This is a genomic window from Fictibacillus nanhaiensis (assembly GCF_036213205.1).
Taxonomy (GTDB): domain Bacteria; phylum Bacillota; class Bacilli; order Bacillales; family Fictibacillaceae; genus Fictibacillus; species Fictibacillus nanhaiensis_E.
In genome coordinates this window covers 727532-747211 of record NZ_JARMFC010000001.1, presented here as the reverse complement: position 1 = coordinate 747211, position 19680 = coordinate 727532, and the positions used below count along the sequence as shown (strand labels likewise).

16 protein-coding genes are annotated in these 19680 nt (G+C 37.5%); 10 read left to right on the top strand and 6 right to left on the bottom strand.

Going from position 1 to position 19680, the window contains the following annotated elements; translation table 11 throughout:
* Positions 1 to 42: 42 nt before the first annotated feature.
* A complete protein-coding gene (locus P4V41_RS03550; protein ID WP_328083448.1) occupies positions 43 to 318 on the bottom strand; it encodes a YesK family protein in 276 nt (91 codons plus the stop codon).
* A gap of 28 nt (positions 319 to 346) precedes the next feature.
* Entirely contained in the window at positions 347 to 610 is a 264-nt protein-coding gene (locus P4V41_RS03545; protein ID WP_328083447.1) for a hypothetical protein, read from the bottom strand.
* Positions 611 to 833: 223 nt separating this feature from the next.
* Between P4V41_RS03545 and P4V41_RS03540 the strand changes: the two genes are divergently transcribed.
* On the top strand, positions 834 to 3269 hold the full coding sequence (locus tag P4V41_RS03540; protein ID WP_328083446.1) for an EAL domain-containing protein: 2436 nt from the start codon (positions 834 to 836) through the stop codon (positions 3267 to 3269).
* A 383-nt stretch (positions 3270 to 3652) separates the two neighbouring features.
* On the opposite strand, the gene P4V41_RS03535 is transcribed toward P4V41_RS03540, so the two are convergent.
* Positions 3653 to 4354, bottom strand: coding sequence for a DUF6973 domain-containing protein (locus P4V41_RS03535; protein ID WP_328083445.1), 702 nt, complete (start codon positions 4352 to 4354; stop codon positions 3653 to 3655).
* 413 nt (positions 4355 to 4767) lie between these two features.
* On the opposite strand from P4V41_RS03535, the gene P4V41_RS03530 reads away from it, so the two are divergent.
* Positions 4768 to 6003, top strand: a complete 1236-nt coding sequence (locus P4V41_RS03530; protein WP_328083444.1) for a helix-turn-helix transcriptional regulator — start codon at positions 4768 to 4770, stop codon at positions 6001 to 6003.
* Positions 6004 to 6195: 192 nt separating this feature from the next.
* On the opposite strand, the gene P4V41_RS03525 is transcribed toward P4V41_RS03530, so the two are convergent.
* Entirely contained in the window at positions 6196 to 7473 is a 1278-nt protein-coding gene (locus P4V41_RS03525; RefSeq protein ID WP_328083443.1) for a helix-turn-helix transcriptional regulator, read from the bottom strand.
* A gap of 647 nt (positions 7474 to 8120) precedes the next feature.
* Between P4V41_RS03525 and P4V41_RS03520 the strand changes: the two genes are divergently transcribed.
* Positions 8121 to 9863 carry an ABC transporter ATP-binding protein gene (locus P4V41_RS03520; RefSeq protein WP_328083442.1) on the top strand — a complete coding sequence of 581 codons (1743 nt, stop codon included), beginning with the start codon at positions 8121 to 8123 and terminating at the stop codon, positions 9861 to 9863.
* A gap of 384 nt (positions 9864 to 10247) precedes the next feature.
* On the opposite strand, the gene P4V41_RS03515 is transcribed toward P4V41_RS03520, so the two are convergent.
* Both P4V41_RS03515 and pssA read right to left on the bottom strand, forming a co-directional pair.
* Positions 10248 to 10604, bottom strand: a complete 357-nt coding sequence (locus P4V41_RS03515) for a hypothetical protein (RefSeq protein WP_328083441.1) — start codon at positions 10602 to 10604, stop codon at positions 10248 to 10250.
* Between the two features lie 153 nt (positions 10605 to 10757).
* Positions 10758 to 11483, bottom strand: a complete 726-nt coding sequence (pssA, locus tag P4V41_RS03510; protein ID WP_328083440.1) for a CDP-diacylglycerol--serine O-phosphatidyltransferase — start codon at positions 11481 to 11483, stop codon at positions 10758 to 10760.
* Between the two features lie 333 nt (positions 11484 to 11816).
* On the opposite strand from pssA, the gene pgsB reads away from it, so the two are divergent.
* The 7 genes from pgsB to P4V41_RS03475 all read left to right on the top strand — a co-directional run bounded on the left by pgsB (position 11817) and on the right by P4V41_RS03475 (position 19660).
* Positions 11817 to 12998 carry a poly-gamma-glutamate synthase PgsB gene (gene pgsB / locus P4V41_RS03505; protein ID WP_328083439.1) on the top strand — a complete coding sequence of 394 codons (1182 nt, stop codon included), beginning with the start codon at positions 11817 to 11819 and terminating at the stop codon, positions 12996 to 12998.
* A gap of 9 nt (positions 12999 to 13007) precedes the next feature.
* Positions 13008 to 13457 (top strand): poly-gamma-glutamate biosynthesis protein PgsC, encoded by a 450-nt coding sequence (gene pgsC, locus P4V41_RS03500; RefSeq protein WP_328083438.1) that lies wholly within the window; start codon positions 13008 to 13010, stop codon positions 13455 to 13457.
* Positions 13458 to 13468: 11 nt separating this feature from the next.
* A complete protein-coding gene (locus tag P4V41_RS03495; protein WP_328083437.1) occupies positions 13469 to 14620 on the top strand; it encodes a CapA family protein in 1152 nt (383 codons plus the stop codon).
* Positions 14621 to 14687: 67 nt separating this feature from the next.
* Positions 14688 to 16244, top strand: coding sequence for a gamma-glutamyltransferase family protein (locus P4V41_RS03490; RefSeq protein ID WP_328083436.1), 1557 nt, complete (start codon positions 14688 to 14690; stop codon positions 16242 to 16244).
* Positions 16241 to 16552: a CapE family protein gene (locus P4V41_RS03485; protein ID WP_328083435.1), complete on the top strand. Its 312-nt coding sequence runs from the start codon at positions 16241 to 16243 to the stop codon at positions 16550 to 16552. The genes P4V41_RS03490 and P4V41_RS03485 overlap by 4 nt, the downstream gene beginning before the upstream one ends.
* A 544-nt stretch (positions 16553 to 17096) precedes the next feature.
* Positions 17097 to 18335: an NlpC/P60 family protein gene (locus P4V41_RS03480; protein ID WP_328083434.1), complete on the top strand. Its 1239-nt coding sequence runs from the start codon at positions 17097 to 17099 to the stop codon at positions 18333 to 18335.
* Positions 18336 to 18517: 182 nt separating this feature from the next.
* Positions 18518 to 19660: a glycerate kinase gene (locus P4V41_RS03475; protein ID WP_328083433.1), complete on the top strand. Its 1143-nt coding sequence runs from the start codon at positions 18518 to 18520 to the stop codon at positions 19658 to 19660.
* Positions 19661 to 19680 lie beyond the last annotated feature (20 nt).

Sequence of the window (19680 nt, the reverse complement as noted above, 5' to 3'; positions counted from 1 at the left end):
AATTCGGGGTGCAGTTCACAACGTAGATTCTTCCTGTTATCACTATTTTTTTACTGGGTGGCGACTATTTGTTGCCAGAAAATACGCGGCAACTCCAAAACCAAGTAAGAAAAACGCGAGGATTCCGTAAGCTGCTCCTTCAAAACCTCGAATGAACTCTAAACTCACATAAAAAATGACCAAGGAGCTAATCACAGTTAACAAACATGGCACAAGTTTTATGAACAAAGAGATGTTCTTTTTTCTTAGCCACCACGTAATAAAGAGGACGATTACGCCTGGAACTAAGCTAATAAGAAAAGGCATTCCAAAAAACATGATACATTCCTCCTGCTTCTCTACTTCATTAAGGCTTTGACCAGAAGAGGTGCATGCCTAGATAAATGAGAGCGGCCAAGCCTATGAATCCAAAAACCAGAGTTGTAGCTATTCGTTTTGATAATCCTTTTTCCGCGTAAAAAGCCAAGAACAAGGATAAGACGATAAACGTGAAAAAAATAGGAAACATATAGTCCCCAATGAATTGGCTATATGCAGCCAAAATGATTGGAGAACCCGCAATTAATAAAGATAGAATTGAAAGTATACCAGCATTTCTTTTAAACACCATAATATCACTCCTCATAATAACTTTTAACTTTTATTTCCACCTTTTAATTATACATAATTTTCCTTATTGTGTATGTACACTTAATCTACAAATGCTGCAGGTAGCCATTTAATTAAACAACTGTTTAAAAATATTAGTATTGCCTCACTAAATACGGCAAATATTTTACCGATATAGAATATGTAAAGTATTTTCGATTTATTAACAAGGAGAGTTTCTATAAATGGATGCCGTTTCTAGTACATATCATATTCCGCTTGTCTCTCTATCTATCATTATTGCAGTCATTGCTTCTTATGCTGCATTGGATTTAGGGATTCAGGTACAAAAAACAAAATCATACGCACGGTACATTTGGATGGTCTCGGGAGCTTTTGCGATGGGGATGGGCATCTGGGCCATGCATTTCGTGGCGATGCTTGCTTTTCACTTATCTATCAACGTCACTTATGATGTGACGCTCGTCATCGTGTCAATCATTCCAGCGATTCTTTCTTCAGGAATCGCTCTCTATATCATTAGCAGACCCGTTATGGGGAAGAAACAGGTATTGTTGGGTGCTCTTTTCATGGCGACGGGTATTGTTTCCATGCATTATACAGGCATGGAAGCGATGAAAATGAACGCTGAAATAGAGTATGATCCAGTATTATGGACGCTCTCGGCGGTCATTGCTTTTGTTGCATCAGTAGTGGCCCTTTATCTACTTTCGTTTGTTAGCCAAAACTACAAAACAAGTAAAATATGGCTCGTGAAGTTAGGAAGTGCGGTGCTCATGGGTATCGCCATTTCCGGAATGCATTATACGGGTATGTCAGCTGCTACCTATAAGGCGCATCAGCATCACACTGATCTAGCAGCAACACCGTTTAACAGTACCCTTTTAGCTTATGCGATTGGTATTGTCATCCTCATTCTGTTAGGGATGGTGTTCATCAGCACGTTCATCGATCGAAGGTTTGAGTATCAGTCAATTCTATCAGAAAGAAAGTTTCGTTCAGTTATCGAATCTGCCAACGATTCTATCATTCTGTCAGATCGAATGGGAACCATCATTTCTTGGAATAAAGGAGCAGAGCTAATCTTTGGTTTTTCCGAAAAAGAAGCGGTAGGAAAAAATCTGCAGATCATTATACCGGACAAATTTAAAAAAGCGCATAAACAAGGAATGGAACGCTACCTTTTGTCTGGAGAACCAAAAGTGATTGGCAACACGGTAGAGTTAGAAGGACTTCGAAAGGATGGAAGTGAATTTCCGATCGAACTGTCGCTCGCAGCTTGGCAGGAAGATGATCAAGTTTATTTTAGCAGCATCATTCGTGACATTACAGAGCGAAAAAGAAACGAGAAGAAAATTAATCAGATGGTCTACCGTGATCCTTTGACAGGACTGCCGAATCGACTTCTGTTGAACGACCGTCTTTCTCAAGCCCTTGAACTCGCTGATGAGAACAAGCAGACGATCGGCATCATGTTCATTGACCTCGATCGGTTCAAGTATATTAATGATACGCTTGGACATGCGGTTGGAGATCAATTGTTGATAGAAATTTCAAAGCGCATTCAATCATGTGTAGGGAAGAACGACACGGTCTGTCGCCAGGGTGGGGATGAGTTTATCGTACTTATACCTAATACAACGGCAGATGAAGTGTCCAAAATCGCACAGCAAATCGTAGATCTGTTTAGCAGCTCCGTTATGGTCAATGAGCAAGAGCTCTTTGTGACTCCATCGATCGGAATCGCGATGTATCCGGGAGATGGCCGTGATATAGAAACGTTGATCAAAAATGCGGACACTGCGATGTACCGTGTGAAAGAACAAGGGAAAAACAACTTTCAATTTTATACACCAGAGATGAATGAGGCAGTTACTAAAAAAATGAAGCTTGAGATTGGCTTACGAAAGGCACTTGAGCGCGATGAGTTTAAAATTGTATACCAGCCTCAGATCGATGTGGAAACGGGCGTCATCATTGGAGTTGAAGCTCTTTTACGTTGGCATCATCCAGAATGGGGTACGATCTCACCGGCTGAATTTATTCCGATCGCAGAAGAAACAGGACTGATCTTACAGATTGGAGAGTGGGTGCTACATGGCGCTTGTCGTCAAAACAAAGCCTGGCAAAACGCAGGATTTGCGCCGTTACGGATGGCCGTCAACATTTCATCCCGTCAATTTCAGCAAAGTGATCTTGTTGAGCGGGTGAGTAGAATTTTGAGAGAAACTGAGCTTGATGCTCAATATTTAGAGCTTGAGCTAACAGAAAGTATCATTCAAGATTCAAAGTATGCGGTAGCTAAAATGCAGCAGTTGAAAGAGATGGGGATTCATCTCTCGATTGATGATTTTGGAACAGGCTATTCGTCGCTTAGCTATCTGAAGACGTTCCCGATTCATACGCTAAAAATTGATCAAAGCTTTACGCGTAACATCTATTCGGATCCAAAAGACGCTTCGCTTGTAGAAACAATTATCGCGATGGCTCATAACTTGGATTTGAAGGTAATCGCAGAAGGGGTAGAGACGGAAGAACAGCTTCAGTTCCTGCAGCAAAAGCAATGTAACGAGGCGCAAGGGTATTACTTCAGCCGGCCGATTTCAGCGGAGGAGCTGGCGGTGGTTCTTAAGGAAAAGTCAGTTGTAGCAGTTACTTAGGATAGTTTAATTGATTGAATTAATACTAACGAAACAAGCCACCTAATTTAATTAGGTGGCTTGTGCGTTTGTTAAAGCTTTATGTTCTGAGTTAGTAGTGTCATTTGACTTTACTTTTAAATTTTAAAACTCTCACAAGGACCACAAGTGATATTAACACTACAAGTATCCTATCATATTTAATAACATGATTTGTATAGTCAATTTTATTGTCATTGTAGAAAATTATCTTGTCATAAAAGATGCTATTTTCGATATTGTAATATCTTCCTGAACTATCTAAAATTAACGTATCTATTTGAAAATCTACAATCCAGCACAATGATAAATAAATTATTGATAATAAAATCACAGATATTAAATTCTTCATGTCTGTACCTGCCTTATTTGTTTGTATAAACCAGCTTTCCACTCTTTATATATTTCATTTTACCAGCATCAATATCACTTTTAATACGTTTTTTTAAATTTGCTTCTGAAGTACTACTTCCACTATTCTCTAAAGCTGTAAAGGCAGATCTTCCCTTTGAATTATTAAAGTAGTCCATATCATGTTCAATTTGTGGACCTTCATTATATTCTTCATGAATATCTGCAACTTCTTTCGCTTGTCCAGTACCAATACTTTCGGACATTAAGGCATTCCAAAATGAATGTCTAAATGCGTCAGCTTTTCCGTTATGTGCACCAGAATACCCAGAATCTAGAGCAGCAGCCGAAGCAGTATCCGCATTATTTTTTGCTGTTGCTGTATCAAATGGACCGACAGCAGCTATACATGCTGCTACTTCAGCAGCTTTTATTAAATAACTACTCCCACTAGAGCCCATAGTAGTCATCTTAGGAGGTAAATTCATTGCTTCTAATTCTGCTAATCTAGCTTCAGCTTCTGTATCATTAGTAATTTTACCTTCTTTTACTTCTATTACAAGTTGCTCGAAAGCAGCCATATCAACTGTTAGTTCTTCAGGTACTACTTGGTTAGTTGCATTTTCGGCTTTTGATACACTAGGTAAGAGTCCTCCAGATAAAATTGTCGCTGTTAAAGCAACTGCACAAAATTTTCCTAATTTCGCTTTGTTCATAACTTTTTATTCCCCTTTTCATTTTTGTAAACACAACGTATGTGGTGTTCTAAATAAAAATTAGCATTATTTGGATTATCTGTATATTGATAAAATTCCAAAAAAAGTAACCATTTATATCATTGTCATTTCTGTATTTTCACAACTATAAAAATCTTGATTGAATGATTTTCCATGCTATAAAATTAGAATCTTCTTGTTTGTTTTAAGAATAATTTTAAAAAACTATGACTTGTTACATTAGTGACTTAGTGCTTTTAACCTTGTTGAGAAAAACTTAGAAAATATTATAAGTAATTAAGTAAGAAGAATAAGATTTTTTCAATCACAAGTTATATAATGAGTAAATCATTATTAGGTTAAGTATGGTAATATGGGTAATAAGTGGTAAAAAAACATCAAGGAGTGACTTTATGATTAGAGGGGAGAAGATAAAATACTACCGGGATAAACTAAACTTAACGCAAAAAGTCTTAGCTGATGGGATATGTTCGATCTCTTATTTAAGCAAGATTGAAAACAATAGCATCCTCCCTACCGAAGAAACACTTACGTTTTTATGTAAAAAGCTTCATATTGACGTTAATGAGTTATTAGAATCTTCATCAACTGAAAAATTGGAATTATTGTTATCTAGCTGGTATGAGGATATTAAATTTCGTGATAAAAATGCGAGCAGTGAACATTATTCGATCATGAAAAAGCGAATAAAAGGAATTAGTGATATTAATTTGCTTGCACAATTTAAACTCATGTCCGCACGTCACTTTTTGTTAATTAATCAATTTATAGAGGCTAAAATATTATTAGATGAAGTAAGAGAAATATTGAAGTATCTTCCAGAAAAGATTACATCAAGGTATTATTACTTTGCTGGTCTGAATGAATACTTAAAAGGTGATTTGAATACAGCGCTTACTTATTATCAAAAAGTAGAAGAAAAAATAAGAGAGCCCGAATATTACTATCAACTTGGACTTATCTATACATCTCTTAATAAGATTACGATGTCAATTGTAAATACAGAAAAAGCTTTAAATGAATTTAATAAAGATATTTTGTTCTTTAAGGTAATTGATTGCTACATATTATTAGGCGTTAACTATAGTCGTATAAGAGAATATGAGCTTGCTATATCCTACTATAATAAAGCGTTAAAAGGCATACATTCTTTGAAAAATGTTACCCATTTAAAAGCAAACATTTTTCATAACCTAGGATGTGTCTATCATAGTCAAAAAAAATCAGAAGAAGCTGTGAATTATTTTTCGAAAGCTTTAGCGGAATGCGACAATTACTCTGGCTGTATTAATACAATCTATAAATTAGCTTTTGAGTTATTCCTCTTAGATAAATTTGTAGAATCTAACCAATGGATTGAAAAGGGACTTGCTTTGTCTGAACCAACTAATCAAACATATTATTTATTAAGGATGCTTAAGTTTCAAGTCGAAGGAAAAGAGTCCTATGAAGAATTTAGGAACTATGTAGAAGAAGAGGCAGTGAATTTCTTCCAACAAAAAAATGATGTAATTAATCTCGCATATTGTTATGAAATACTTGCAAAATTTTATTACCAAACTAAGGCTTATAAAAAATCAAGTGATTATTTTAGGAAATGTTGTCAGTTAAAAAATAATTATTATTGAGGTGTCAAACAATGAGAAAGAAAATCTTCATGTTTAGCGTTTTAAGTTTAATTACCCTTGGTATTTATGCAGGAGAAAATCTTCCAGAACCGATTATTAAACCATTTATTCATAGTCTATAGACATAAGGTCGCATAATATTTAATAAACAAAAAAAAGCACATGCACGTGCTTTTTTCTTTTTGCTTGAATTTATATGTAAGTAACACCTAAGTCATACATCTTTCTCATAGCTTCCATAGCAGAACTATAATACATGCTTGCTTGTTTATATTTTTGGTGATCCTCAAAATACTTTCCGAGTATAGGGTAATATTCTGCTAAAAAGATCCACTCATTTCTTTTTCTAAAATAAGGAATCATTTCTTTTATCATAAATTGAACGGTTGCTTCATTAAGTTCCCCGTGTGTAAATAGTTGTTTATAATAAAGGAAATGCAGTTCATATCCTCTGAAAATAGGGTTATCTTTCACGTGATCCATCCAAGTGTTCAATAACTGTAAGCCTTTTTCTGGTTGGTTTGTTTTTTCATAGCTTTTAATTAATGCGTAGATTGTCATAATCTTAGCTATGATAGGTTCACCTTTTTTTGCTTTTAAACTTCGAGAAAACAATTCAATCGCCTTTTCTGTTTCCCCTTTGTGATTAGCAATACTACCTAAATTATGGTAGACAATTCCTCTAATAACTTCATCACCAAATGAATTAGCTATGGTTTCGGCTAGGAGCAATTGCTTAATAGATTCGTCAAAATTTTTAATTCTCGTTTGGACAATGGCAAGTATAATCCTACAATCTGCACATCTTTTAAAGAAGTACGTTTTTTCAAATATGGTTAGAGCTAATTGTGTATATTCTAAAGCGGTGATGCTTTTAAATAGCTGATTTGCTGTGAGCCCAATCATATAGAGTAAGTAGCCTCTTTCCCATTCCTGAAAACGGTGTTCTTCTAACAATTTTTCAGCTTTTAAAGCATAGCTATGCGAGTCTTCAAATTCTTCCATAAAAAAACTGAGCTGAGATCTAGCTAGTAGATAGTAAAATGCCTTTTCCCCTTTGATTAAATCGTCAATATATGCAACTTCATCTAACATCTCAGGAACCCCATTTGTTTCCTGGGTAGTCATCATAATGTACATACTCTTAAAAATCTTGTTCAGAATATCCTCTTCAACGGATTGTGAAGGTAAGTCAATTAAATTTTCATATTTCTGCTTTGCGGTTGGATAATCTCTCATATATAAGGAATAGAAAAGATCTACATAGTTCTGAATGATACTTTTTTCATTTGTAGTATGTAACCTGATACCTAATCGCTCTGCTAAATGGTGCTGAATTTCCTCTGAAGGTTCAGTTACTCCATTTTCAATCTTACTTAAATAAGGTACTGAACATATCCCGGTAGCGATTTCTTGCTGGGATAAGTTTTTGACTTTTCGGAAATAACGAATCTTTTCTCCTAAATTCATTCTTGTTTACCCCACCTTTGTTCATAGGTTGATTTTACAATTATTAGGTATAAGCTCATGCTGAAAATTTTCCCTTCTATAAATATACCTGAACTTTAACTGTAAGAGGAAACTAGTCTCAAATAATTGCAATCTAATCCCTAAATCACTTCATGTTTCCCAATTTTCTTACCGAATTAATTAGGTATAATTATCTATAGAAACTAACAACTAGGGTGAAGGCTATGACTATTGAAAGAGGCGATTTAGTAACATATCACGAGGAATTACACAAAGTACTTCATGTGTATTCTTCAGATTTTCTTGAAATCAGAAAAGTGAACGAACCATATATCCCTAGAGTTATTTTGGTTCATAAATCAGAAGTTATTGCCCAACCATGATATACGGATATCCAACCAATACTAGAAAAGACTTTAGAGTGAGTGCTGTTCACTTCTTTAGTCTTTTTTCATTAGGTTAAAAATAATATGTAAGAATTTTCTGTAATCATTTATAATGAGGTTACTACTAATCAAGGAGGAATTTAACATGAGAAACATGACAAGTCGTATCGTCCAAACATATAAGGGTGGAACACGTTCTTAACGTATAGACGGTGTGTCCCCTTATGTGTGCCTCGTAAAAAAACACAAAAGGGGTAAATCATGCATTTTCCAATCAAACTTTTTTTCTCCTATTACAGACCGTATTTAGGGTTATTTCTATCTGTATTAATTATTGCGTTTATTGTTTCTGGAATCACACTCATCCTTCCGTTGCTCGTTCGGTATATAACCAAGGATGTTTTGGAAGGGGACTTGTCTGTTGCCCTTCATAAGGTGTACTGGATCGGCGGAGTCATGATTGTTTTAGTGGCGCTGCAAAATCTTGGAACCTACTTTGTCGATTATAAAGGCCATGAAGTCGGCGCTCGGATGGAAAGTGACATTCGCAGCGAGTTGTTTCAGCATCTGCAAAAACTTTCATTTAGCTTTTATGATAAAGAAAAGACAGGCCAACTCATGTCTCGGGTAACAAACGATTTATTTTTACTTGCTGAACTGTATCATCACGGTCCAGAAGATTATGTGAAATATTTTGTGAGGTTTGTTGGAGCCTTTGTGATCCTGTTTTTTATCAATGTGCCTCTAACGCTTGCCGTGTTTTTGTTTCTGCCCGTCATCGGATTTCTTTCGCTTTATTTTAACAAGAAAGAGAACGAGGCTTTGCGGCGAAATAAGGAGCGGATCGCAGATATCAACGCACAGCTTGAGGATACACTTTCCGGCATTCGGGTCGTAAAATCTTTTGCAAACGAACAAGTGGAAATTCATAAGTTTAACAATGAAAATATCCGTTTCTTAGATAGTCGAAGAAATACGTATAAAGTAGAAGCAACCTTTTATAACAGCATACAAATCTTGATTCAGCTCATCACGATTACCGTTGTTGTGTTCGGCAGCGCAAGTATCGTCAATCAAACGTTAGATTTAGCCGATATGATCACGTTTTTGTTATATGTCGGCTATATGGTGGAGCCTATTCAACGTCTGACTCATATGAGCACACAGTTTCAAGAAGGAATTACGGGCTTTCAGCGATTTATGGAGATCATGAACCTGAAACCAGACATCGAAAGTAAAACAGATGCGATAAAGCTTTCCGTGGTGAAAGGGGAAATTGCTTTTAAGGAAGTGAGTTTTCAGTACGAACCGCATTTGGATGCTGTGTTTTCAAATCTTACTCTTCATATACAGCCTGGAGAATATGTAGCGTTAGTCGGTCCATCTGGTGCGGGAAAGACAACATTATGCTCGCTCATTCCTCGCTTCTATGAAGTGACAGGTGGGGAAGTGCAGCTTGATGGTGTGGACATACGGAAGCTAGATTTAAATGATTTGAGAAATCAAGTTGGTGTTGTTCAGCAGGACGTTTATTTGTTTTCGGGAACGGTGATGGAGAATATTCGCTACGGCAAAAACGAAGCGACAGATGAAGAAGTGGTTGCAGCTGCAAAACAGGCAAACGCTCACGATTTCATTATGAGCTTGCCAAACGGATACCACTCTGACATCGGCCAACGCGGAGTTAAGCTATCTGGAGGTCAAAAGCAGAGACTTAGTATTGCTCGCGTTTTTTTGAAAAATCCGTCTGTCCTGATACTGGATGAAGCGACGAGTGCGCTGGATAATGAATCTGAAAGTGTTATTAAGGATTCGCTTGAGTCTTTAGCAAAAGGGCGGACAACGATTGTGATCGCCCATCGCCTTTCCACGATCCGCAATGCTGAACGAATTATTGTTTTAACGAATGAAGGCATTGTGGAGGAAGGTACGCATGATGCGCTGCTTAGACGCGATGGAGCGTATGCGCATCTTTACAATAAGCAGTTTGAAGTACAATACTAGATGGTTTTATAAAATGGTCGCCTCCTTTTTTAAAAAGGGGCGGCTATTTTTATGTGGCATGCAAGGATTGTACGTTTTACGGTACGTGCTTTTATAATTGTTACGCGTTCGCACAGATTTTTGTGTTTTACGCACACAATGTGGAGAATTGCGCACAAATAATGATGATCTGCACACATTTCGACACGCCTTTCACTCTTTTCGACACGCCTTTCGCACATCTCGTCACCATTTATGAAAAGTCCAACTGCATTTATTCAAAAAAACATAATAAAAATGAACTGGTTGATCATCCACTTCATTGGTTCGTTTCTTATGTAATTTACTTCTCTATGTACACTGTTTCACAATCTGTTGCAAAAAGAAAAGCGAGAGTGAATCAAGTTATGCTTCTCTTTGTAGGGCAGGCTTTTCAATCGTGCTGAGTAGATCTTCGCGTGCTTTTTGGCTTAATTCATTAGAGTACTCGATCGCATCATAGATGGATGCGAAGTGCTGTGATGCATAGTAAGGTGACTTGTAGCAACGTATCACTTTCGTTTGTGAAGGATAGATGAGCACCTTCCAGTGGTACACATTTCGTTGCTTTTCACTGCCTTCCATCGCGATGAGCCAATGTGTGGAGCTTTCAAGTGCAGCATCGTCTGTCTGTGCTGTATCCATGAGAGCTGCGCGATCATTCTCACCGATTAATATAGGTACCTTTTCATAAAACTCCCTAAGGTTTGGGTAGTTGTTCATACCATCTCTCCTCTCAAACATGATTTGTCCATTTCACAAAGTACATGTTTCGCTTATTGTGACATTATATGAAGGGAGAGGAGAAAAGATGATTCAAAAATAAAACCAGATGCTGAAAATCTTCAGCATCTGGTAGGTAATACATGCAAACTTTTAGAAACGTCTTCGCTTGTTCCGGCGAGGTCGTCTTGGTCGTCTAATTTTAATCTCTTTTACTTTAATAAACCTAACTCCAATAAATAAGAAATACGTAGCGAGTGCGACATAAAAGAAGATCGGTACGCTCTCGAATTTGTTCTTCGCAAGTAAGTAAAACATATAGAACAAAAATAGCGAGATGATCGTTCCGTATCGCGGCATCGGAATATCCTTGAAGCTTGGAATCTTGATCGTACTAACCATCAAGAGGCCGAGTCCGTAAAAAAGAAGTACAAAAATCCAAAGTGGAATCCATTTTACAAAAAAGACTAAGAATACAACGATTCCGCCTGCTAGTGGGATCGGAATTCCTTTAAAATATTTCATCGATTCTTCTGAAGCCGTAATGTTAAAACGCGCTAGACGGTATGCGCCGAATAACGGAAACAATCCTGCAAATAGAAAGCCCCACATTCCTAAATGAGCGAAGTAAGTATTCGCTACAAAATAAGCAGGTGCAACCCCGAAAGAGACAACATCCGCAAGGGAATCGAGTTCTTTTCCTAGGTTTCCTGAAACTCCTAAGATGCGAGCTGCTCTTCCATCGACCGCATCCAGCATCATCGCGATAAATATGAGGATGGCTGCGTTTCTAATATCACCGTTTGAAACGTATCCGATAGAAAGAAACCCACAGAATAAATTTCCTAAAGTTAATAAATTTGGTATATGCTTTTTCATTGTTCACGTCCTTAAATAATACTCTTCCCTATATAATAGATGATTTTATTGGAAAAAGTTATGTTTTTTTACAAGTAATTCAGTAATGTGTCAAAACATTTTTTAATTTTATTCTCAATATTTCTAGGAAAGTTTATATGTAACATTTTAGAGATCTAAAAGCAAGATTACTTCGTCAAAAAAATCGAGACGAAAAAGACAAAAAAGTTACTATGTTAAATTTTCATTAATTAAACCTTTCAATCTTGTAATCTTATTGCAGAATAATATTCCGTGTGTTTTACTAAAAAAAGTTTTTTAGAAAACAAATGGAAAAGAGGGGAGAAAATTCATATGATCCTGATACCTATTATTCTCGCTATAATTATTTTTTATGGAGTATATGAACAGAGATTACATAAGAAAAGCATAGAATCGATTCCCATTCGAGTTAATATCAATGGAATTCGTGGTAAGTCAACCGTGACTCGTTTAATAACAGGTATCGTAAGAGAAGCAGGTTATAAGACGATAGGTAAGACTACTGGTACTTCTGCAAGGATGATTTTTTGGTTCAAAGACGAAGAGGAACCAATCATCAGGAGGCCAGAGGGACCTAATATTGGAGAACAGAGGCGAGTCGTACAAAAAGCAGCGGACCTTGGCTGTGAAGCATTGATTAGTGAGTGTATGGCTGTAAATCCGGATTATCAGATCACTTTTCAAGAAAAATTAGTTCAAGCGAATATTGGCGTGATTGTAAACGTCCTGGAAGATCATATGGACGTTATGGGACCAACATTAGATGAGGTCGCGGAGGCGTTTATGGCTACCATTCCATATAATGGTCATTTAATTGTTACAGATGATGCCTACTTGGACTATTACAAAAAAATAGCTAAGGATAGAAATACGAAAGTTATCGTTGCAGATCACTCACAAATCAAAGAGTCTTTCTTAAGACAATTTGAATATATGGTCTTTCCTGATAACGCAGCATTGGCACTTGGTGTTGCTGAAGCGCTTGGTATTGATAAAGAGACTGCGTTTAACGGAATGTTACGTGCAAATCCAGATCCAGGGGCGATGCGTATCACTATTCTAGGAGATGAAGATTCTCCGTCCTATTTTGTAAATGGGTTTGCTGCAAATGATGCATCATCAACATTAAAGATCTGGGATCGAATTGTTGAACTAGGATATCCAACAGAAAAACCCGTGGTCATTATGAACTGTCGAGCAGATCGGGTGGACCGTACAGAACAGTTTTCTAAAGATGTTTTACCATACATAGATGCTGAAATACTTATTTTGATTGGAGAAACGACTAGTCCAATCGTTAATGAATTTGATAAAGGAAACATGAAAGCAAAGGAATTGTGGAATTTAGAAGGCTATCGTACAGAAGAGGTCTACAGCAAAATCATGCCTTTGTTAAACAACACTGTTATTTATGGTGTAGGTAACATTCATGGGGCAGCTGAACCTTTAATTCAAAAATTTTCAACAAATAAATACGGGAAAAAAGTGGGGTAACGAACAGATATGTTTGGATCTGATTTATACATAGCATTAGTCCTTGGAGTTATTTTAAGCTTAATTTTTACTGAAAAAACAGGAATTATCCCAGCAGGATTGGTTGTACCTGGTTACTTAGCACTTATCTTTGATCAACCCATTTTTTTGCTGATTGTACTATTTATTAGCTTACTTACATTTTTAATTGTTAACTTCGGACTTTCCAGATTTATGATTCTGTATGGACGCAGAAAGTTTGCAGCCATGTTGACTACAGGTATAGCTCTTAAATTAGTTTTCGATTATTTATATCCTGTTATGCCCTTCGAAATCTATGAGTTTAGGGGTATTGGAGTCATCGTTCCAGGATTGATTGCAAATACAATTCAAAAACAAGGTATTCCAATGACATTGGGAAGTACAGTATTACTGAGTGGAATAACGTTCAGCATCATGTCATTGTATTATTTGTTTTAGGAGAATAGTAGATGAATAGAGAATTAACACCTCAGGAAAAAGTGTTGCGCTTCTTAAAACGGACAAAAAAGAAAAATAAAAAATATTCCATTCTTTCCACGATCATTGTTTTAACTTTAATCATCTCTTACAACCTCTTTTTTGAGAATGATCCTGTTGCTGTAAAAAGTGAAGGAGAGCCACCGCTTCTAACAGGTACATTTGTGGGAGACATTATGCTGGGCAGGCATGTGGAGGAAGTTACGGATAAAAAAGGGCAAGAATACTTATTCAGAAATGTTCGTCCTTATTTTGAGACTTCTGATTACGTTACAGGCAACTTCGAGCATCCTGTAACAAAAACAGATGATTATGAAGAAGCGGATAAATTTATTCACTTACAAACTTCTGCTGATAGTGTAAAGACATTGAAGAATTTAGGATTTTCCGTATTGAATCTAGCGAATAATCACACGATGGATTATTTAGAACCTGGTTTAAAGGATTCAGTTGAAACATTCAATGAGACGGGCATGGACTTTGTAGGGGCAGGAAAGAACATTGAAGATGCAGGTAAAGTCTCCTACAAGTCGGTAAACGGCGTTACAATCGCAACGTTAGGGTTTACTGATGCTTATGTAAAAGGAGCAAGAGCTACAAAAAATGACGGTGGCGTAGCAAACGCTGATCCGACAATCTTTATGCCGCTAATCTCAGAGGCAAAAAGAAATGCAGATCTTGTAGTCGTGCACATGCATTGGGGACAAGAATACGATGCTGAAGCGAGTCCTAGGCAAAAGGGGCTTGGTCATGCGCTTTCAGATGCAGGAGCTGATATTGTTATCGGCCATCACCCTCATGTACTTTCCACTGTAGAAAAGTATAATGACACTGTTATTTTTTATTCGTTAGGTAATTTTGTATTTGACCAAGGCTGGTCCAGAACGCGTGACAGTGCAGTCGTTCAATATAAGCTTTCTAAGGATGGCATGGCAACCTTTGAAATCACGCCATTACGCATAAGAGAAGCAACACCTTCTCCTGTTAACAGTTGGATTTCTAGAGAAAAGATATTTAGACAATTAACAAAAGATACTGGTGAAAGTATAGTCTGGAAACGTAAGGATGGAAAGCTATCATTTCAGGTTAATCATAAAAAGGTAATAAAAGAAACGAGAAGATAAAATGAGAAAAAGGACAAAAACTTTTATTTTGGTAATTTGTTTTGGGATTTTGTTTTTATGGTTCAGTATGAGCGATTGGAATAATAAACGAGAGCATACAAAAAAATACGAATCAATTAAAGGTTTTGAGTCCTCATCAAACTATGAAAAATCAAGGCAAATTGGAGTATCTGCTTCCCATCCCATTGCCGTCAAAGCCGGAATAGACATCTTAGAGCAAGGTGGTAATGCGGTTGATGCTGCAATTGCTGTTTCATTTGTATTAAATGTAGTAGAACCATACGGCTCGGGGATGGGCGGTGGTGGTGGAATGTTAATTCAAAATAACGAAAAAAATGATTTTATTAACTATCGGGAACGTGCTCCATCGCATTTTCTTACTACAAAAAACCAAACAGCGATTCCTGGCTTTGTGAAAGGTATGGAAACAGCCCACAAAAAATACGGTTCTCTCTCTTGGGAAAAACTTCTGGAACCCGCGGTAGATTTAGCGGAACTAGGATTTAGATCAGATCAAGTGCTTTCAGAGCGGTTATCGAATGCGAAATATCGCTTGAATTCCTCTGATATGTCTGCGTTTTTTCCAGATGGCGAGACAATTGAAGCGAATGAAATAGTTCAACAAGAAGAACTTGCGAACACCTTAAGAGTTATACAGAGTGAGGGTGCAGAAGGGTTTTATTCTGGTGAGATTGGAGCAGACCTTAGTAAGTATCTAGGAATTAGCAACAAAGAGCTTAAGAGTTACTCAGTAAAATTCCAAAAACCAATTGCAAGTAAGGTGGATGGGTATGAGATTGTTTCAGCACCTCCACCGTTTTCAGGTATCACCTTCATACAAATGTTAAAGCTAGCTGACAAGTTTGAAATAACTGATTCAGAAGGCATGAGCGAATATATACATTTATCTGGAGAAATACAAAAAGCAGCTTATCATTCACGTTCGAATCATTTGAGTGATCCGTATTTTAATGAGGTCAATCAAAAGTACCTTTTGTCAGATTCATACATGAACAAACTCTCAGATCATATAAACCGTGATAAGATCTCGGGAAAAATGGATTTTGATGATGAAGAACATACAAGCACAACTCATTTTGTAATCATGGACAAGAAGGGAACAGTAGTGTCAGCTACAAATACGCTTAGTAACTTTTTTGGAACAGGTAAAATAATGCACGGATTTTTCCTAAATAATCAGATGGAGAATTTTAGCACTCAAGAACTATCTGCAAACTACTATTCAAAAGGAAAACAATCTAGAAGTTACACAACCCCGTCCATTATAAAAAACAAAGATCTTACGATTGGAATAGGTTCTCCTGGCGGCAGTAGAATTCCTATGGCTCTGTTTCTAGCATTGAATGAGTTTAAATCTAAAGAGGTTACACTTCAAGATGCTGTAGATCATTCAAGGTTTTATTTTGAAGACAAAAAGATAGTAGCAGAGTCCTCTTTTCCGAACAGTACTGAAAAAAGACTAAAGAAGCTAGGGTATTCTATTGATTATTATCAAAACAATACCTTTTATGGAGGCATTCAAGCCTTAGTCATTGATAGACAGCACGATAAAATATACGGTGTGGCAGATAAGCGTCGTAATGGGAGTTGGATGGTTAAATGAAAACAGTAAAAAAGTTTATGGGCTTTATACTGCCTGTGGTCATTATTCTTGGATTGCTACAGATCATGTCAACGTTTAAAAGAAGTGAAGTATTAAGTGCTGAAGAAAAAGAAGTGATTGATGGATTTGAAAACTTATCAGAGAATCTAGATACTACGCTTAACTATACAAAGGTTACAGGTAATAACGTGAGAGTGTTTAATTCGTACGGTGAAGTAGTATTTCAGACTTCGCTAAGCGATTGGAACAAAAAGCTAGTTTCCTATCAAAAGAAGTTCAATCTAGAAACGTTAGAAAAAGACGGCTGAAAAAAGTTGACACCACTGAAAAAGTCCATCAATAGATGATTTCAAGCGGTGATTTCCGCTCCAGGGTACATGCTTTCCGCGGGGCGGGCGGTGAGCACCATGCCGCTTCGCGCCTTTATGGGTCTCACCTGTCCCACTCGTCCCGCAGGAGTCAGTACCCTTGCGCTCCAATCCCTACATGGTTGTATCCAATCAAAAGAAAAGATCAAACGTTCTCGCAATGTCGAGCGTGTTTGATCTTTTTTTGTATAATAAAGAAATTTAAAAACGTGAATGTTTATCGTTTGGCATCCTCCCTGTGTAATGAATATGGATTTGCAAGGTGCATCATAATATTTGCGTCGAATTTAAAAAGAACTATTACGTTTAAAAAAGACAAAAAGAATGATTTGAAGTAAATCTATGCGGTGTGAGGCTATTGTTATTTTCAGTACCTTGAAAAAAGTCGTCTTTTTTATTTAATCATTTTTAGAAAGAATGCTTCATTTAATAGATGTAACGGTCGATAAAAGCTATAACACTCATATAGGAAAGAGGAAAAAAGATGAGGTTTAAGGCAAAGCGTTTATTGGCAATAATCGGATGTTGCTTATTAGCTATCGTTCCGTTATATCCTAATGATCTTAATTTAAGTGCGGAAGCTGTGGAAAAAGAAAATGTAATAAACTCTTCGCTAAAATTGCTTGGTACACCCTATAAGATGGGCGGAGAAGACAAGAGTGGATTTGATAGTTCTGGATTCTTACAATATGTTTTTAAGGACTCTCATAATATTTTATTACCTAGAACAATATCTGAACAAAGTAAAGTAGGATCTACGGTTAAAACAAAGGATTTAAGACATGGTGATTTAGTTTTCTTTGGCAGAGAGAATAATAAAAAAGTGGCTACACATGCCGGAATTTATATCGGTTCTAACCTTTTTATTAATGCACAAACTAAAAGAGGAGTTATCGTTAGTAACCTGAAAGATTCATATTGGCAGAAGAGTATTAAGGAAGCAAGACGTATCCCCTTAAATGATAAGAATATCAATAAATCACCAGTTATCAAAGAGTCTCTGCATTATCTAGGACTTCCCTATAAAAGGGGTGGGGATAACACAGAAGGTTTCGATAGCTCTGGTTTTGTACAGTACGTTTTTGAGAACTCAATGAATTTTAACATTCCAAGAACTATTGAGAAACAGTGGGATTTCGGTAAACCCGTCGTCGAAAAAGAGGTACAGGCAGGTGACTTATTATATTTTTATAATGATAAAAAGGATAAAACCTCACATGTAGGCTTATACCTCGGCAACGATCAATTTATCTCGTCTACGGTTTCAAATGGCGTTGTCATTTCCTACTGGAAAAAGAGCGACTACTGGAGAGGTAAATTTGCGGGTGCGCGCCGATTCCAAATTGCAGATTCCAATGTGCCAACGATTGAAGAAGCCAAAAAATATTTGGGCACACTGTATATCTTTGGAGGCGAAACGAATGCTGGGTTTGATTGTTCAGGATTAGTAAAGTTTGTCCACGATCAAATGACTAGTGTAAAATTACCGCGAACTGCAGAAGAACAGTGGTCTGTCGGAACTGAAATTACGATAGATCAAATAAAGCCTGGAGATGTTGTTTTTTTCAGCAACACATACAAAAAAGGAATTTCTCATAATGGCATATATATTGGTGAGAATCAGTTTTTACATGCGAACCGATCAAAAAATGTAGTTGTTTCTTATATAGGGGATACTTATTGGAAGGATAAATTTACGGGTATAAAAAGGTATAATAAGTAAAGTTAGGTAAAGAAGACTAGTCGGAATATAGACTAGTCTCTTTTTGTTTGTACCAATAGAACTCGTAGCATTTGAATCATTATTTTTGCACCGCAAGTTTTATAGAGATGAAGGTTTATCTTACTGGTTTACCGAATGAAGAAATAGTATAAATAGCGAACGTTAAAGGTAGGTGGACACCAATGAAGATTGTCATCGCTCCTGATTCTTTTAAAGAAAGTATGACAGCAGCTGAAGTCTGTAGAGCAGTGGAAGCTGGTTTCAAAAAGGCGTTTCCTCACGCAGAATATGTGCACGTGCCCGTTGGTGATGGTGGAGAAGGAACCGTTACCTCTGTTGTTGATGCGACAGGCGGTGAGATAGTCGAAGTGGTGGCAACAGGTCCGCTCGGTGAAAAAGTGGATGCGTTTTACGGCGTGACAGGTGACGGTAAGACGGCAGTGATCGAGATGGCTGCCGCTTCCGGTCTGCATCTTGTTCCGAGAGAGATGCGAAATCCTAGTTTGACAACAACACGCGGAACAGGTGAACTGATTCTAGATGCTTTGGATCGCGGTGTAGAGCGGATCGTACTCGGTCTTGGTGGATCTGCAACAAACGATGGCGGAGCTGGCCTGGCGTCTGCACTCGGTGTAAAGTTTTTGGATGTGAATGGCGAGGAATTGAAGGCCGGTGGTGAAGCGCTTCGTGAGCTGTTGACCATTGATGTATCTGGGCTGGATGCTAGGATACAGTCGGTGAAAGTGGATGTGGCGTGTGATGTGACCAATGCGTTAACAGGACCGCTTGGAGCATCCGCTGTTTTTGGACCGCAAAAAGGTGCGACGCCAGAGATGGTTGGTATTTTAGATGAGAGCTTAAAACGATACGCGGAAGTGGTGGAGCGGAATCTAGGTATTGCTGTGGATGAGTTGCCTGGCGCTGGTGCCGCTGGCGGCCTTGGTGCTGGGATTGTAGCGTTTTTAGATGGAAAGCTGCAAAGCGGAATCGATCTCGTGCTTGATGTGATTGGATTTGAAGAAGCCGTTCGTGATGCGAATCTCGTGATTGTTGGAGAAGGTCGGATCGATTCTCAAACCATTCATGGTAAAGCGCCAGTTGGTGTAGCGAAACGAGCGAAATCCGTTGTGGAAGGTGTACCGGTTGTTGCGATTGCTGGCAGCATCGGTCCTGAATACGAAGCGGTGTATGATCACGGAATTGATGCTGTGTTTAGCGTGATGAACAGTGTGGTGACGTTAGAGGAAGCATTGCTGCATGGAGCTCGAAATGTGGAAAAAACAGCAGAAAATATAGCGCGTTTGATGCAATTGGAAATAAATTAGCCCCTTAATTTTGTTCTCAA

Coding starts and splice junctions, on each gene's coding strand:
- pgsB (WP_328083439.1), top strand. CDS start 11,817: ATGATCCTGATACCTATTATTCTCGCTATAATTATTTTTTATGGAGTA.
- P4V41_RS03490 (WP_328083436.1), top strand. CDS start 14,688: ATGAGCGATTGGAATAATAAACGAGAGCATACAAAAAAATACGAATCA.
- P4V41_RS03485 (WP_328083435.1), top strand. CDS start 16,241: ATGAAAACAGTAAAAAAGTTTATGGGCTTTATACTGCCTGTGGTCATT.
- P4V41_RS03495 (WP_328083437.1), top strand. CDS start 13,469: ATGAATAGAGAATTAACACCTCAGGAAAAAGTGTTGCGCTTCTTAAAA.
- pgsC (WP_328083438.1), top strand. CDS start 13,008: ATGTTTGGATCTGATTTATACATAGCATTAGTCCTTGGAGTTATTTTA.
- P4V41_RS03480 (WP_328083434.1), top strand. CDS start 17,097: ATGAGGTTTAAGGCAAAGCGTTTATTGGCAATAATCGGATGTTGCTTA.
- pssA (WP_328083440.1), bottom strand. CDS start 11,483: ATGAAAAAGCATATACCAAATTTATTAACTTTAGGAAATTTATTCTGT.
- P4V41_RS03540 (WP_328083446.1), top strand. CDS start 834: ATGGATGCCGTTTCTAGTACATATCATATTCCGCTTGTCTCTCTATCT.
- P4V41_RS03550 (WP_328083448.1), bottom strand. CDS start 318: ATGTTTTTTGGAATGCCTTTTCTTATTAGCTTAGTTCCAGGCGTAATC.
- P4V41_RS03525 (WP_328083443.1), bottom strand. CDS start 7,473: ATGAATTTAGGAGAAAAGATTCGTTATTTCCGAAAAGTCAAAAACTTA.
- P4V41_RS03535 (WP_328083445.1), bottom strand. CDS start 4,354: ATGAACAAAGCGAAATTAGGAAAATTTTGTGCAGTTGCTTTAACAGCG.
- P4V41_RS03530 (WP_328083444.1), top strand. CDS start 4,768: ATGATTAGAGGGGAGAAGATAAAATACTACCGGGATAAACTAAACTTA.
- P4V41_RS03545 (WP_328083447.1), bottom strand. CDS start 610: ATGGTGTTTAAAAGAAATGCTGGTATACTTTCAATTCTATCTTTATTA.
- P4V41_RS03515 (WP_328083441.1), bottom strand. CDS start 10,604: ATGAACAACTACCCAAACCTTAGGGAGTTTTATGAAAAGGTACCTATA.
- P4V41_RS03475 (WP_328083433.1), top strand. CDS start 18,518: ATGAAGATTGTCATCGCTCCTGATTCTTTTAAAGAAAGTATGACAGCA.
- P4V41_RS03520 (WP_328083442.1), top strand. CDS start 8,121: ATGCATTTTCCAATCAAACTTTTTTTCTCCTATTACAGACCGTATTTA.